The organism is Variovorax paradoxus (assembly GCF_009755665.1).
In the GTDB taxonomy this organism is placed as follows: Bacteria; Pseudomonadota; Gammaproteobacteria; order Burkholderiales; family Burkholderiaceae_C; genus Variovorax; species Variovorax paradoxus_G.
This window is the reverse complement of sequence record NZ_CP046622.1, coordinates 4,819,835-4,833,733: the sequence shown is the minus strand read 5'-3', so window position 1 is coordinate 4,833,733 and position 13,899 is coordinate 4,819,835. Positions and strand designations below refer to the sequence as shown.

Here is a 13,899-nt window from a genome sequence, read left to right as displayed (position 1 = left end):
GGAAGGCACGACATGCAGCAGCAACAGCAAGCACAGCAGCAACAGCGATGGGTCCGTTTCGAGCACGGCGGTGAAACCGGCTTCGGCACGCTCGAAGGCGACACCGTGCACGAGCACCGCGGCAACATGTTCGAGCGCCCCGAGCCCACTGGCCGCGTGTTCGTGCTCTCCGGCGTGCGGCTCCTCACACCCACCGAGCCCACCAAGGTCATTGCGCTGTGGAACAACTTTCACGCGCTCGGCGAAAAGCTCCAGTTGCCGGTGCCCGCGGAACCCCTTTACCTGCTGAAGTCCCCTAACTCCTACCTCTCGCCCGGCGCGGACATCCGCAAGCCCTTGTGCGACGGCAAGGTGGTGTTCGAGGGTGAGCTCGGCATCGTCATCGGCAAGACTTGCACCGCGGTGCCCGAGGCCGAGGCGCTTGGCCATGTGTTCGGCTACACCTGCGCCAACGATGTGACGGTGGCCGACATATTGAACCGCGACGCTTCGTTCGCGCAGTGGGTGCGCGCCAAGGGCTTCGACACCTTCTGCCCGATGGGCCCGGTAGTGGCCACCGGGCTCGTCCCCGCCACGCTGACCGTGACCACGCTGCTCAACGGCGAGGTGCGCCAGAACTATCCGATCAGCGACATGCGCTTTTCGGTCCAGCAACTCGTGAGCCTGATCTCCCTCGACATGACGCTGTACCCCGGCGACGTGATCCTGTGCGGCACTTCCATCGGCGTTGGTTCGATGAAGCCCGGCAGCCTTGTCGAAGTCGAGATCGGCGGCATCGGCAGGCTCGGCAACCGCTTCGGCTGAAGCCTGCCCGCGCACAAAGAATCAACAACTTGGGGATCGACATGAAGATAGCAGTCATCGGAGCGGGCGCCATTGGCGGCCTGGTGGGCGCCAAGCTCGCCCTGGCCGGCGAGGACGTGACGTTCATCGTGCGCGGAAAAAATCTCGACGCCATTGCCACCAACGGCTTCAAGCTCATCGGGGCCGACGGCACCGAGCAGGTGGCGCTCAATGCAAAAGCGACCGATCGCTACGACCAGGCGGGTCCGCAGGACATCGTCATCCTGGCGATGAAGGCGCACCAGGTCGAGGCCGTGGCGAACGATGTGCCCAAGCTCTTCGGGCCCGAGACCGTCGTGGTCACCATGCAGAACGGCATTCCGTTCTGGTACTTCCACAACCATGGCGGCGCATTGGCGGGCACCCCGGTGCGCAGTGTCGACCCAACGGGCGTCGTCGCCGCAAAGATTCCGGCCGAGCGTGTCATCGGCTGCGTCGTGTACCCGGCTTCGGAGCTGATTGCGCCGGGCGTGGTGAAGCACATCGAGGGCGACCGCTTTCCCGTCGGCGAGCTCGACGGCTCTTCGAGCGAGCGCGTGAACCGCGTCTCGGCCTGCTTCGCCGCGGCCGGCTTCAAGGCGCCGGTGCTCGACAACATCCGCTCTGAAATCTGGCTCAAGCTCTGGGGCAACCTGACCTTCAATCCGATAAGCAGCCTCTCGCACTCCACGCTGGTCGACATCTGCCAGTACCCGCCCTCGCGCGAGCTGGCCGCGGCAATGATGCAGGAGGCGCAGGCCGTGGCCCACAAGCTGGACATCGAGTTTCGCGTGACGCTCGACAAGCGCATTGCCGGCGCCGAGAAGGTTGGCAAGCACAAGACATCGATGCTGCAGGACGTCGAGGCAGGGCGCGCGCCGGAGATCGATGCGCTGGTGGGCGCGGTGGTCGAACTGGCGCGGCTCACCGAAACCCCTACGCCGCACATCGACACCGTGTATGCGCTCGTCAAGCTGCTGGCGCGTACGATGGAAGAGCAGCGCGGCCGGGTTTGTCTTCAAGAGATGGCCGGCTAGCACCGCTGGGCTGGGCGATTTTGCGCAGCATGTGTGCGCTGTGATCAATGAAATGGAACGGATGATGCGACGTACACGCAGCGCGAAGATCGTGGCCACGCTGGGCCCTGCCACCACCGACGAGCCGGCCATTCGTGCCCTGTTCGAACGCGGTGTCGATGTGTTCCGGCTCAACTTCAGCCACGGCACGCAGCACGACCATGCGCGGCGGCTCGACACCATCCGCAGGCTCGAGAAAGAGTTCGGCCGGCCCATCGGCGTGCTGCTCGACCTGCAGGGGCCGAAGCTGCGGCTGGGCACGTTCGAAGGCGGTCGCGCGCAGCTCGATGCGGGCGCGCGCTTCCGGCTCGACATGGACAAGACAAGCGGCAGTGCGCGGCGCGCGCCGCTGCTGCACCCCGAGATTTTTGCGGCGCTGCAAGTGGGCACCGAGCTGCTGCTCGACGACGGCAAGCTGCGGTTGCGTGTGGACAGCTACGGCGCCGACTTTGCCGAAACCACGGTGCTCGTCGGCGGGCCGATCTCGGACCGCAAGGGCGTGAACGTGCCAAGCGTGTTGCTGCCGATTTCGCCGCTCACGCCCAAGGACCTGGACGACCTGGCCTGCGGCCTTGCAATGGGCGTGGACTGGGTGGCGCTTTCTTTCGTGCAGCGCCCTGAAGACATCGAAGAGGCACGCGCCATCATCGGCAACCGCGCATGGATCATGGCCAAGCTCGAGAAGCCCGCGGCCATCGACCACCTGGACGCCATCGTCGACCTGTGCGACGGCGTCATGGTGGCGCGCGGCGACCTGGGCGTGGAGCTGCCGCCCGAGCGCGTGCCCGAGTTGCAGCGCCTCATCGTGCGTGCCTGCCGCAAGCGCGGCAAGCCGGTGGTGGTGGCCACGCAAATGCTCGAGTCGATGATTGCCGCGCCGGTGCCCACGCGTGCCGAAGTGTCCGACGTTGCAACCGCCGTCTACGACGGTGTGGACGCGGTGATGCTCTCCGCCGAATCCGCCTCCGGCAAATACCCGCTCGAGGCTGTGGCCATGATGGACCGCATCATCTCGCGCGTGGAAGCCGACGCGTCCTATCGCATTGGCATCGACGCCACGCACGAGGCCTCGCTCTCGACCACGGCCGATGCGGTGTGCGCTTCGATGCGCCAGGTGGCCGCGCTGCTGGCGCCTGCGGCCACCGTCACCTACACATCCTCAGGCTTTACCAGCCTGCGTGCCGCGCGCGAGCGGCCGGCGGTTCCCATTCTCAGCTTGACGCCCGACATTGCGACCGCCCGGCGCATGGCCATGGTGTGGGGCACGCATGCGGTGCAGGTCGACGACGTGCACGACGTGGCCGAAATGATCGAGTGCGCCTGCCGCGTGGCGTGCGCCGAAGGGTTTGCGAACACTGGCAGCGACGTGGTGGTGGTAGCCGGCCTTCCGTTCGGACTTTCGGGAACGACGAACCTGCTGCACGTTGCGCGAATACCGTAGGCGTTTCGTCCGACGTTCTTTTTCAGAATGAAGCACGCGACCCTGCGCCAGTTGAAAGTCTTTGAAGCGGTGGCGCGCCTGCTGAGCTTCTCGCGCGCAGCGGAAGAGCTGCACCTCACGCAGCCGGCCGTTTCCACCCAGGTGCGCAAGCTTGAAGAGCATGCGGGCAATGCGCTGTTCGAGCAGTTCGGCAAGAAGATCTATCTCACCCCCGCGGGCACCGAGCTGCTGCAGATCAGCCGCGCGATCATCCAGCAGTTCGAGGCGGCCGAGAACGCAATGCTGCAGTTCAACGGCGTCTCGGGCGGCAAGCTCAACGTGGGCGTGATCAGCGCGGGCGACTATTTCTTTCCACGCCTTCTGGTGGAGTTTGCGAGCCGGCACCGCGGCGTGACGCTCAACTTCACCGTGCACAACCGCGAAGGGCTCATGACCCACATTGCGGAGAACCTGACCGACCTGGCGATCATGGTGCGGCCCCCGATCGACCTGGACACCGTCAACCAGCCGTTCGCGCCGCACCCTTACGTGATTGTTGCGGCTCCCAACCATCCGCTGGTGGGCGTGCCCAGAATCCCGCTGGACCGGCTGATGCGCGAGCCTTTCGTGGTGCGCGAGAAGGCTTCGGACACCTGGCATTCGATGGAAGAGGGCTTTGGCGGCGACCTGAGCGGCATCAACATTGCCATGGAAATACGCAGCACCGAAACCATCAAGCAGGCGGTGATCGCGGGCATGGGCGTGAGCTTTGTCTCGGCCCACACCATCAGCCAGGAAACCCGGGCGGGCAGCCTGCGCGTGCTCGATGTGCAGGGCTTTCCGCTCATGCTGAATTGGTACGTGGTGCACCGGCGTGCCAAGCGTTTGCCGCCGGTGGCGCAAGCCTTCAAGGACTTTCTGCTCGCTGACGGCCCGACGCTCATTTCGCAGATCGTGCCGTTCGAGTCGGCCTCGCAGGGCACGCCGCTGTCTTGACGCCGCGCGGGCGGCAGTGGCTCAGCGCAGGCCGATGCGCGAGGCGCGCGAGCGCAGCACCTCGGCTTGCGCCGGATCGGTGGCTTCGATGTTGTCCGCCGCAACCTGCAGCGAACGCATCTGTTCCACCTCGCTGATGATCTTGTTCGGGCTGAGCAGGGCCTCGGCGAGCATCAGCGCTTCGTCGACAAGCGCCTTGAACGCATCGGCAAAGCTCTCGGAAGCAGCGGCATGGAACGGTTGGCGAAGGGTTGGCATTCGGGAGCTCCTTGGTTGCTTTTTGGATGCCCCGATCTTCCGGCTGCGTTCGTATCAAGTAAAACGATATTAATTGCCATTTGAATGCAGAAATAATGCATTGAAAATTGGAGGCGTCGAGATGGACATCAACCTGGCCCGGACCTTTCTCGCGATCGTGGACACCCGCAGCTTTCAGCGCGCCGCTGAGCGGCTGCACGTGACGCAGACCTCGGTGAGCGCGCGCGTGCGCACGCTCGAAGAGCTGCTGGGCCGTCCGCTCTTCGTGCGCAACAAGGCCGGCGCGGTGCTCACCACCGCCGGCGAGCAGTTCTTGCCGCACGCCACCACGCTGGTGCAGGTGTGGGAGCGTGCGCGCCACCAGGTTGCGGTGCCAAGCGGCAGCCGCGCGGTGCTCGCCATCGGCTGCGAGATCAGCCTGTGGGATCCGCTGCTGCTGCAGTGGCTGCTGTGGATGCGCACCGCCGCGCCGCAGCTGGCCATTCGCACCGAGGTCGGCTTTCCGCACGACCTGCTCGACAAGGTGGCGGCCGGCGTGCTCGACATTGCCATTGCCTATGCACCGCAGCAGCGGCCCGGCCTGCGCGTGGAGCTGCTCATCGAAGAAAAGCTCGTCATGGTCACCACCGCACAACGTCCGCGCGTGCCCAAGCCCGCGGACTATGTGTACGTGGACTGGGGCCCGGAGTTTGCGGCGCAGCACGGCCTTGCGTTTCCGGAACTCTCCAATGCAGCGGTGATGGCCGGGCTGGGGCCGCTCGGCCGCGAGTATTTGCTGGCCGCGGGTGGCACGGGCTACTTCAGGCACGACGTGGTGCGCAGCCATCTCGAATCGGGCCGGCTGCGCCGCGTGCCCAACACGCCGGAGTTTCTTTACCCCGCCTATGCGGTGTATGCGGTGGGTGCGGAGGCGGCCATCGTCGATCCCGCGCTGGCGGGCCTCAGGCAGGTGGTGAAGACCAAGCCTGCCAACGCAGACTAGGTGGGCGTCAGCGTGTGCCTTGCATGCGCCACGCGCTCTTCGTGCGACTGGAGCAGCGACTCGTAGTAAAGGCACAGCGGCATTGCGATGAACACCATGCCGGCTACGTAGACGATCAGGCCCATCAGCGGAAAGTCATCGCCGCCCCAGTAGGGAATGGACGCCACCGCGGCGCCCGCCGCAATGGCGGCGATCACGCAGCGAAGTGCGTTGCGCAAGAACGTGGTTCGCGAGTACCCAGGGGGGTCGTACTTCTGACGGTCCAGCCGGGAACACTCGCCCTTGTCTCCATCATCGTGCATCGTCGTTCCTTGTATTGGAGGGCGCAGATGATTCTTATCCCTGGCGATTGCCGCGGTCAAGGCGGCAGACCCGGACTCAGTCGTACTTCAGCGTGTAGATCAGGTCGAGCCCGCTTGTCTGCCCGGCCTGGCCGCGCAATGTGAGCCGCTGCGTCAGGTCGTAGAAGATGAAGAGAGTGCCGAAGGTGCCGCCCACGCTGCGCTCGTAGGTGAGGTAGAAATCCTTCGAGAGCCGCTTGCCGAGCGTTACCGCCGACTCGCGCAGGTCGCCGCCGTTGCCCGGCCCCTTGAAGCCGAGTTCGTCCAGGCCGAAGCGGCTGGCCAGGCTGCCGCCGCTTCCGCTTTTGCTGACATGGCCGATCAGCGCGAGAGCCGCCTGCTGCAGCAGTGCCGATTCGCCGCCGCTGGTCGCCGATGCGCGGCCCAGCACCACCCATGAAAGGGTTTCCGCATCCGACAGCGCGGGCTCGGAATAGAGCTTGACGCGCGGCGACTGCGCGGTGCCCGTGATCTGCACGCCGGCGCGCTGCGAGATGTTGGGCCGGATGGCCAGGATGTCGAGCGACGGATTGTCGAACGGGCCGTTGAAGCGCGCGAGGCCCGTTTCCACGTCGAGCTGCTGCCCGTAGGCGCGGTATTGGCCCTTGACGGTCCTGACCTCGCCGGTGATGCGCGGCGGCGCATCGAGCCGGTTGCTTCGGATTTCGAGGTCGCCCTCGAGCCGCGTCGTGATGCCGCGGCCCTGCACCGCGAAGTCGTCGCCCAGGTCGAAGTTCACCACGATGTCGGGCGGCTTCGCGGTCTGCGGCTTGGCGGCCTGCGCCTCGTTGCGCGCGGCATCGCGCTGGGCCTGCTCGGCCGCTTCGCGGTCCTTGGCGGCGGAGCGCACGACCACGTCGGAGCCCAGGCTGGGGGCGGTCTCGTCGGGCAGGATGATCACGGCGCGGTCGGTCTTGAGCTTGCCGCGCACGTTGAACTGGCCGCTGTCGAGCCGCGCCTGCAGGTTGCCCGAGAGCGTGACCTGCCGGTCGGTGCGCACCAGCACGCGCAGTGCGCGCAGGTCGGCCTGCAGGGCCATGCGGATGCCGGTGCCTGATGCACCACCCGATGTGCCCGCCGCACCCCAGCCGATGTCGCCGCGCGCCGTGAGCGAGCCGCCATCGGTGCCGGCTTCGCTCGCCGCCGTGCTGCGGTTGCCGCTCTGCCCCGCAATGCGCGCGGTGCTGCCGGCGCCGCCCTTGAGCGTGAATTCGGTGATCTCGATGCGCTCGCCCGTGAGCGTGGCGCGCAGGCGGCCGTCGCGCAGGTCCAGCCCTTCGACCGGCGCGCGCAGCGCAAGCTTGTCGGCGCCGAGCGTGCCATTCCAGCGCGGCGCCGCGCGGTTGCCCGCCAGAACGGCGTCCGCGTCCAGCGTGCCGGCCACGCGCCAGCCGGGCGGCGCGAGCATCGACCACACGCCCAGGTTGGGCAGCGTGGCCTTCACGTTGCCGGCCAGTGGCGCATCGGGTGCCCATTGCCAACCGTCCGCGCGTTGCTGCATGCGCGTGTTCAGCTCGGCGTTGATCTTTCCGGCGCGCTCGCTGTCCCACGCCAGGGTGGCGTGCACGGACTGGCCTTGCGCGTCGAGTCGCAGTTCGGCCTGGCGCAGGCCGGCGGGCGTGCTGGGTGCTTCCGCACCGGCGGTGGCGGAGTTCATCGTGCGCTCGCTGGCCGTGCCAGTGCCTCGGCTCGTGATGCGTGTGACGAGGGCCGCTTCGCCGGCCTGTACGCGGATGTCGCCGCTCTGGCGCGCAAGCCGCGCGTGCGCGCGCAGCGTGTCGCCGGCATCGATGTCCCAGTCGCCGTCGAACATCAGATTGCCGCTCACGCCCAGTTCATTGAAGGTGGTGCTGGCGCCGAAAGCCTCGGCCCACGCCATCGGCAGGCCCTGCAGCTTGCCCTTCGACTGCACGCGAAAAGCCTGGTTGGGCGCCGCGCCGCTCCGGGTGAAGCGCAGCGGCTGCCATTCGATGCGAACGGTGCCGGGCGCCGGCCCGCTCAGCGTGGCGTCGGCAGCGGAGGCTTCCAGCTCGAGCCGACTGGTGTTGCCGCTCCCGCTGGTCCTGATGGTGGCGGTGACTTCGCGGCCGAGCTCCAGGATCCACGGGGCGGCGGCAGCGCCCGCGGCGTTGACCCGCGCGCTGTCCTGGGCCTGCAGCCGCAGGCTCGCGAGGGCCGCGCGCCAATGGTTCGGGCCCGCAAGGCCGCCGCTCGCGCGGGCGTCGAGCGTGAGCTTTTGCGTGCCGGTGGTGGCTTCGCCCTGCAGCGCGAGCGTGGCCTGCGCCAGGCTGCCGTCGAGGTTGGCGCGCACGTCCTTCAATTGAACCGTGGTGGCTGCCGCATTGGCATTGGCATTTGCGTTGGCCGCCGGCATGCGCAGGTCGAGGCGCGGCACGCCGAGCGTGGCCTTGATGCTGGGTTCTGCGGCGCCGCGCTGGGCCGGCGCACCGGGGTTCTCGAGCCGGCGCTGGATGGTCTGCCATCCGCCCTGCCAACTGGCGTCCAGCTGCGCCGAGCCCTTGGCCGTCTTGCCGGCGAACACGTTCGCCATTTCGGGCAGGCCTTCGATCCAGCGCTGCACCGCGTCGGCATCGTCGATGCGTGCCTTGATGTCGCCGCCGCCCTGCGACGGTGCGATGCGGCCTTCGAGCTGCGCACTGCCGCCCGGCAACGTCAGGTCGAGCTTGCCGCTCGCGGCCTGCTCGGCCACGCGCACCTGCAGCTTGCCGGTAATGCTGGCGCCCTCGGCCTCCAGGCGCAGCGTGCGCAGGTCGAGCACCTGGTTCTTCCATTGGCCCTGTGCAAGCGCGCGGTCCACGCCGAAGCCGGGCATCGCCTTGCTGCCGGCCCCGCCTTCGGCGCGCAGCGCCAGGTCGAAGCCGATGGTGTCTTCGCGCTGCTGCGCGGTGGCCGTGCCGCTGATGGGCGCGCCCGACAACTCGCTGTGCAGCAGGCTGGCGCGCACACGGCGCACGGTGGCGCGCACTTGCCATGGCGCAGGCGCGGGGCTCCAGCGGCCCTCTGCTTCGATGCGGCCGCCGCCCGTGCGCAGGGTGGCTCCGGGAATCGTCCAGTTGGTGCCGTCGAAGCCGACGCGCGCTTCCACCTGCTCGAGCGGTAGCGCGCCCTTGTCCCAGGGCCCCGGCACCGCATTGCGGATGCTGGCCGAGGCTTGCCAGGCCGATGCGCCGGCGGCGGCGTCGGGCTGCAGTTCGACCGTGCCGGTCAGCCGTGTGCGCGGCGCGCCGGGCCACAGGGCGGCCGCATCCACGTTGCGCAGATCGGCCTTGGCGTCGATGACGGGCTGCGGCAGCCACGGCGCGATGTTGGCCTGCAGCTTCGCTTCCATCGGGTCTTCCGCGGCGGGCTCCGCCGGCTTCAGTTCGGCGGCAACCTGCAGCCGCGCGCCGGTGCCGGCAAGGGTGCCCTTGATGGCCGCTTCGGCCAGCACGTCGATGCTGCGTCCTTCCGCCAGCGGTGCCTTCACGCGGCCGTTCAGCGTGGCGTCCAGCGCCATGGGCGCGGGGCCCTGCAGCTTCACGCGCGCGCTGTAGTGGCCGTCGGCAATGTCGACGCCCTTGACCTCCAGGTGGTGCTCGGCGCCGGTGTAGCGGTAGCTGCCCGCGAGCTGGTTGGCCTGGAGTGCGGGCGGGCCGCTCCACTGCAGCTGGTCGATGCGAAACGGCACGTCGACCTCGACAGGCAGCACGAGTTGCTCGAGCGGCTCGGTGGGCGTGTCGCTCGGCGGGCCGCGCTTTTCGATGAGGAGCCGCGCCGCATGCACTTCGCCCAGCTGCAGCTTGCGCTTGAACAGCGGGGCGAGCTGCCAGCCGATGTCCGCCTCATGCACCTCCACCGCCAGCTTCTCGCTTTGCCAGCGCAGCCAGCCGATGCGCCCGCCCGTGCGCAGCGAGCCCGTGACGTCGCGGCTTTCGAGCGTCTGGCCGGCGGGCAGGTAGCGCGCGGCCTTGGCAAGTGCAAAAGCCAGCGACTGGTTGGAGCCCAGCCACCACCACGTGCCCGCGCCCAGCACAAGCACCAGCGCGAGCAGGCCCGCGGCAGTCCAGCCGAGCGCGCGCAGCACCCGCCGCGTGCGCGAGCGCCGTGCGCGCGGCGCTGCCTTGTCGGGCTGGGGTTCGGCGTCTGTCTGCATTCGTGCGTGCTGGGTCAAAAGGTGAAGCCCAGGCGAAAGTGAAGGCGGAACTTCTTCGTGTCCACGCCATAGGCAAGGTCGGCCTGCACCGGCCCCACCGGGCTGCGCCAGCGCGCACCTACGCCCACGCCAACCTTGGGCTTGAGCTCCCCGGGCTTGTCGGCCACTGCGCCCGCGTCGACGAAGACGGTGCTTTCCCACTCGGTGAGCTTGTCGTTGTAGACGAAGGGCCGCTGCCATTCGAGGCTCATCACGCCCAGGTAGCGGCCCGCCACGATCTGGCCGTCGCTGCGCACGGTGCCGATCTGGCGGTAGCTGTAGCCGCGCACCGTGGTGTCGCCGCCGGTCAGGAACATCAGCGTGGAGGGGATCTGCGCGCTTTCCTTGGCGCTCACCGCGCCGGCTTCGGCGCGCAGCTGGAACCGGCTGCGGCGCGCGAGCGTGGCGGCGTCGCGGCCGTTCGCAAAGCCCAACGGCAGCACGCCGAGCCAGCGCGCATAGGTGCGCGTGAAAGGCAGTTGCTCGCCAGTCAGCGTGTAGCCCGCGGCAAGTTCGAGCGCCAGGCCGTAGCCGCGCGTGGGCGCGGCGTTGTCGTCGAAGTAGCGGCCAGTCCAGCCCCAGTTGGCCGTCACGGCGGAGGCGGAGGGCGGGGCGTTGATGCCGCGGTTCTGCGCATAGTCGTACTGCAGGAAGTAGCTGCGGTCGATGTGGCCGCTCGACTTGTTGCGCCCGCTGCGCACGCGGCCGCTGTCGACCACATAGCTGCCGGAGGTCTCGCTCTTGAGTTCGGCGCCCGCAAACCAGCGCCAGCCGGTGTCGTCCGGGATGCCGTTCCACTCCGTGCCCAGCGACTTGATGTCCCGGTCGACGGACAGGCGCGACACGGCGCGCCAGCCGAGCAGCGGCAGGCGGTTGTGGATGTGGTCGACGGACAAGCGCGGCCCGTTGTCGGTGGTGAAGCCGGCGCCCAGCACCACCTTCTGCATGGGGGCTTCGCGCAGCTGCGCGATCACCGGGGCGGCCAGCGGCGTGCCGCTTTCGGTGTCGAGCGTGAGGAACACCGAGTCGTAATAGCCGCTGCTGGCCAGGCGCTGCTGGGCATCGAGCAGCTTCTGCTGGTCGTAGTCGGAGCCGGTGGGGAGCTGCGCGATGCGCCGCGCGCCCTCGGCGTCGTAGCGCTCGACACCGCGCAGCACGAGCGGGCCGAAGCGGTAGGCCGGGCCCGATTGGTAAGTGACGCTGAGCCGCACCTCCTGCCGGTCGGCATCGACCTCGGCGCGGCTCATCTCGATGCTGCCAGTGGGAAAGCGCTTGGCGGTGAGGCTGCGCAAGGCCGTGTTCTTGGCGTTGTCCCAGCCCTGCTGCGTGAAGGGCTGGCCGGCCCGCAGCGCCCAGGCGGTGCGGATCGAGTCGCGCTGCGCCTCGGCGGTGGGGTCGCTGGCAATCTGGCCGCCGTAGCTGATCTGCACGGTGCTCACGCGGGTGAGCTCGCCGGGCTGCACGGTAATGACGATCTCGCGCGGGGCCTTGGTGCTGGCCGGCGTTTCGTTGAGCTCCAGCGTCAGCGTGGGCGTGAAGTAGCCCAGCGTGCCGAGCAGTTCGCGGGCATTGGCTTCCGCCGCCACCATGAGCCGCGAGATCTCGGTGGCGCCCAGGTCGTCGAGCGTGCGGTAGCGCTGGATGTCCAGGTGCAGCGCGAGGTATTCGCGCACCGCGGCCGGCCCGCGAACGTCCACCGTGAAGGCGTCGCGCCGGCCGCGCTTCTCGCCCTCCTTGGCGCCTTCGTCAGTGGATGTGGCGGCCGCATCGCCGCTGCGCACCAGTGCCGGCGCAGGGGAGTCCTTGGCCGCGTCTTTCTTGGGCAGCAGGCTGCACCCCTGCAAAAGCATGACGCCGCAAAAAAGCAAAGCCGGCAACCATGCCGGCGCAAAGACTGGGACCACCCTGAACATGGGCGGATTTTGACAGCATGGCGAGCGGGCTCCGGAAGCATCCGGAAACACATCCGCCCGACCCACGCCGGCTTACTTCGAAAGCATGCGCATTGCTTCCTCGAGGCCCCGCAGCGTGAGCGGGTACATGCGGTTGGACATGAGCTGCTGCATCACCGCGATGCTCTGGCGGTATTGCCACACGCCCTGCGGCTCGGGGTTGATCCAGGCGAACTTCGGGAACGCATGCGTCAGCCGCTGGATCCACTCGGCGCCGGCTTCCTCGTTGTTGTATTCGACGCTGCCGCCGGGCTGCAGGATTTCGTACGGGCTCATGGTCGCGTCGCCGACGAAGATGAGCTTGTAGTCCTTGTTGTACTTGCGCAGGATGTCCCAGGTTGCGAACTTCTCGGAGAAGCGGCGCTTGTTGTTCTTCCACATGAAGTCGTACACGCAGTTGTGGAAGTAGTAGAACTCCAGGTGCTTGAACTCGGTCTTCACGGCCGAGAACAGCTCTTCCACGCGCTGGATGTGCTCGTCCATGGTGCCGCCCACGTCCATCAGCAGCAGCACCTTCACGTTGTTGTGGCGCTCGGGCCGCATCTTGATGTCGAGGTAGCCTGCATTGGCCGCGGTGGAGTGGATGGTGTCGTCCAGGTCCAGCTCTTCGTCGTGGCCCTCGCGCGCAAACTTGCGCAGCCGCCGCAGCGCGACCTTGATGTTGCGCGTGCCCAGCTCCTGGCTGTCGTCGTAGTCCTTGTAGGCCCGCTGGTCCCACACCTTCACGGCGCTCTTGTTCTTGCCCGCGCCGCCGATGCGAATGCCCTGCGGGTTGTAGCCGCCGTGGCCGAAGGGCGAGGTGCCGCCCGTGCCGATCCACTTGTTGCCGCCCTCGTGGCGCTCTTTCTGCTCTTCGAAGCGCTTCTTGAGCGTTTCCATGAGCTCGTCCCAGCCCATCTTCTCGATCTTGGCTTTTTCCTCGGCGGTGAACTCCCGCTCCAGCGTCTTGCGCAGCCAGTCGAGCGGCACTTCCTTGGTGAAGTCGGCCAGCATTTCCACGCCCTTGAAATAGGCGGCAAAGGCGCGGTCGAACTTGTCGTAGTGCTTCTCGTCCTTGACGAGCGCGGTGCGCGAGAGATAGTAGAAGTCGTCGATGCCGTAGGCGCCATCGGAGTTGGGGCCCACCACATCGGCCTGCAGCGCCTCGAGCAGCGTGAGGTATTCCTTGACCGACACCGGCAGCTTGGCCGAGCGCAGGGTGTAGAAGAAATCGATCAGCATGGCGGGCTTTTCTTTCCTTGAACTTCGTTCAGCTTCGCGGCTTGTCGAGCAGGTAGAGCAACTGCGCCTTCACTTCGGGCCATTCGCCCGAGCGCAAGCTGTACATGACCGTGTCGCGGATCGTGCCGTCGCGCCGCATGGCATGCCCGCGAATCACGCCGTCCTTCTTGGCGCCGAGCCGCTCGATGGCTTGCTGCGAAGCGAAGTTGAAATTGTCGGTGCGCCAGCCCACCACGTTGCAGCCGAGGGTATCGAAGGCGTGCGTCAGCATGAGCAGCTTGCAGGTGGTGTTGACGTGCGTGCGCTGGCAGCGCTTGGCGTACCACGTGTAGCCGATCTCCACGCGCTTCACCGCCGGCAGGATGTCGTGGAAGCTGGTGCTGCCGAGCACGGTGCCGGTTTCGGCCTCGGTCACGGCAAAGGCAAAGCGGTGGCCGGCTTCGCGCCCCTGCAAGGCGGCTTCGATGTAGGCGCTGGTTTCGTGCGGCTCGGGCACGGAGGTGATGCGCAGCTTCCAGAGCTCGCCGTCGGCCGCGGCGGCGCGAAGGCCCTCTTCATGGTCGAGCGACAGCGGCACCAGGGCCAGGTCGCGCGCCTTCAGCGTGACAGGTTCGACGAACGCCATCTTCCAGACACCCT

Annotated in this window: 11 protein-coding genes; 5 read left to right on the top strand and 6 right to left on the bottom strand. The window is 67.6% G+C overall.

Going from position 1 to position 13,899, the window contains the following annotated elements; translation table 11 throughout:
- The first annotated feature begins 12 nt into the window (after window positions 1–12).
- The 4 genes from GOQ09_RS22570 (at window position 13) to GOQ09_RS22555 (ending at window position 4,314) form a co-directional block, all read left to right on the top strand.
- Window positions 13–804, top strand: coding sequence for a fumarylacetoacetate hydrolase family protein (locus GOQ09_RS22570; protein WP_157615907.1), 792 nt, complete (start codon window positions 13–15; stop codon window positions 802–804).
- A 41-nt stretch (window positions 805–845) separates the two neighbouring features.
- On the top strand, window positions 846–1,859 hold the full coding sequence (locus GOQ09_RS22565; RefSeq protein WP_157615905.1) for a 2-dehydropantoate 2-reductase: 1,014 nt from the start codon (window positions 846–848) through the stop codon (window positions 1,857–1,859).
- Between the two features lie 64 nt (window positions 1,860–1,923).
- Window positions 1,924–3,339 (top strand): pyruvate kinase, encoded by a 1,416-nt coding sequence (gene pyk, locus GOQ09_RS22560; RefSeq protein ID WP_157616815.1) that lies wholly within the window; start codon window positions 1,924–1,926, stop codon window positions 3,337–3,339.
- Window positions 3,340–3,366: 27 nt separating this feature from the next.
- Window positions 3,367–4,314, top strand: a complete 948-nt coding sequence (locus GOQ09_RS22555; protein WP_157615904.1) for a LysR family transcriptional regulator — start codon at window positions 3,367–3,369, stop codon at window positions 4,312–4,314.
- A gap of 21 nt (window positions 4,315–4,335) precedes the next feature.
- On the opposite strand, the gene GOQ09_RS22550 is transcribed toward GOQ09_RS22555, so the two are convergent.
- Window positions 4,336–4,572 carry a hypothetical protein gene (locus GOQ09_RS22550; RefSeq protein WP_157615902.1) on the bottom strand — a complete coding sequence of 79 codons (237 nt, stop codon included), beginning with the start codon at window positions 4,570–4,572 and terminating at the stop codon, window positions 4,336–4,338.
- Window positions 4,573–4,693: 121 nt separating this feature from the next.
- Between GOQ09_RS22550 and GOQ09_RS22545 the strand changes: the two genes are divergently transcribed.
- Window positions 4,694–5,554 carry a LysR family transcriptional regulator gene (locus tag GOQ09_RS22545; protein WP_157615900.1) on the top strand — a complete coding sequence of 287 codons (861 nt, stop codon included), beginning with the start codon at window positions 4,694–4,696 and terminating at the stop codon, window positions 5,552–5,554.
- Here the strand turns inward: GOQ09_RS22545 and GOQ09_RS22540 are convergent.
- The 5 genes from GOQ09_RS22540 to GOQ09_RS22520 all read right to left on the bottom strand — a co-directional run bounded on the left by GOQ09_RS22540 (window position 5,551) and on the right by GOQ09_RS22520 (window position 13,885).
- Complete coding sequence (locus GOQ09_RS22540) at window positions 5,551–5,856, bottom strand: hypothetical protein (protein ID WP_157615898.1); 306 nt, start codon at window positions 5,854–5,856, stop codon at window positions 5,551–5,553. The two genes, GOQ09_RS22545 and GOQ09_RS22540, sit on opposite strands and share 4 nt — an antisense overlap.
- A gap of 76 nt (window positions 5,857–5,932) precedes the next feature.
- Window positions 5,933–10,048 carry a translocation/assembly module TamB domain-containing protein gene (locus GOQ09_RS22535; RefSeq protein WP_157615896.1) on the bottom strand — a complete coding sequence of 1,372 codons (4,116 nt, stop codon included), beginning with the start codon at window positions 10,046–10,048 and terminating at the stop codon, window positions 5,933–5,935.
- Window positions 10,049–10,062: 14 nt separating this feature from the next.
- Window positions 10,063–12,000, bottom strand: coding sequence for an autotransporter assembly complex protein TamA (locus tag GOQ09_RS22530; RefSeq protein WP_157615894.1), 1,938 nt, complete (start codon window positions 11,998–12,000; stop codon window positions 10,063–10,065).
- Window positions 12,001–12,072: 72 nt separating this feature from the next.
- Entirely contained in the window at window positions 12,073–13,260 is a 1,188-nt protein-coding gene (locus GOQ09_RS22525; protein ID WP_157615892.1) for a vWA domain-containing protein, read from the bottom strand.
- A 28-nt stretch (window positions 13,261–13,288) separates the two neighbouring features.
- The gene (locus GOQ09_RS22520; protein ID WP_157615890.1) at window positions 13,289–13,885 is read right to left on the bottom strand and encodes a GNAT family N-acetyltransferase; all 597 of its coding nucleotides are present in this window, start codon (window positions 13,883–13,885) and stop codon (window positions 13,289–13,291) included.
- Between the last annotated feature and the right edge of the window lie 14 nt (window positions 13,886–13,899).

What these genes read in the sequence shown, in the direction of transcription:
- GOQ09_RS22525 (WP_157615892.1), bottom strand. Translation starts at nt 13,260, where the DNA reads ATGCTGATCGATTTCTTCTACACCCTGCGCTCGGCCAAGCTGCCGGTG.
- pyk (WP_157616815.1), top strand. Translation starts at nt 1,924, where the DNA reads ATGCGACGTACACGCAGCGCGAAGATCGTGGCCACGCTGGGCCCTGCC.
- GOQ09_RS22555 (WP_157615904.1), top strand. Translation starts at nt 3,367, where the DNA reads ATGAAGCACGCGACCCTGCGCCAGTTGAAAGTCTTTGAAGCGGTGGCG.
- GOQ09_RS22540 (WP_157615898.1), bottom strand. Translation starts at nt 5,856, where the DNA reads ATGCACGATGATGGAGACAAGGGCGAGTGTTCCCGGCTGGACCGTCAG.
- GOQ09_RS22535 (WP_157615896.1), bottom strand. Translation starts at nt 10,048, where the DNA reads ATGCAGACAGACGCCGAACCCCAGCCCGACAAGGCAGCGCCGCGCGCA.
- GOQ09_RS22520 (WP_157615890.1), bottom strand. Translation starts at nt 13,885, where the DNA reads ATGGCGTTCGTCGAACCTGTCACGCTGAAGGCGCGCGACCTGGCCCTG.
- GOQ09_RS22565 (WP_157615905.1), top strand. Translation starts at nt 846, where the DNA reads ATGAAGATAGCAGTCATCGGAGCGGGCGCCATTGGCGGCCTGGTGGGC.
- GOQ09_RS22530 (WP_157615894.1), bottom strand. Translation starts at nt 12,000, where the DNA reads ATGTTCAGGGTGGTCCCAGTCTTTGCGCCGGCATGGTTGCCGGCTTTG.
- GOQ09_RS22570 (WP_157615907.1), top strand. Translation starts at nt 13, where the DNA reads ATGCAGCAGCAACAGCAAGCACAGCAGCAACAGCGATGGGTCCGTTTC.
- GOQ09_RS22550 (WP_157615902.1), bottom strand. Translation starts at nt 4,572, where the DNA reads ATGCCAACCCTTCGCCAACCGTTCCATGCCGCTGCTTCCGAGAGCTTT.
- GOQ09_RS22545 (WP_157615900.1), top strand. Translation starts at nt 4,694, where the DNA reads ATGGACATCAACCTGGCCCGGACCTTTCTCGCGATCGTGGACACCCGC.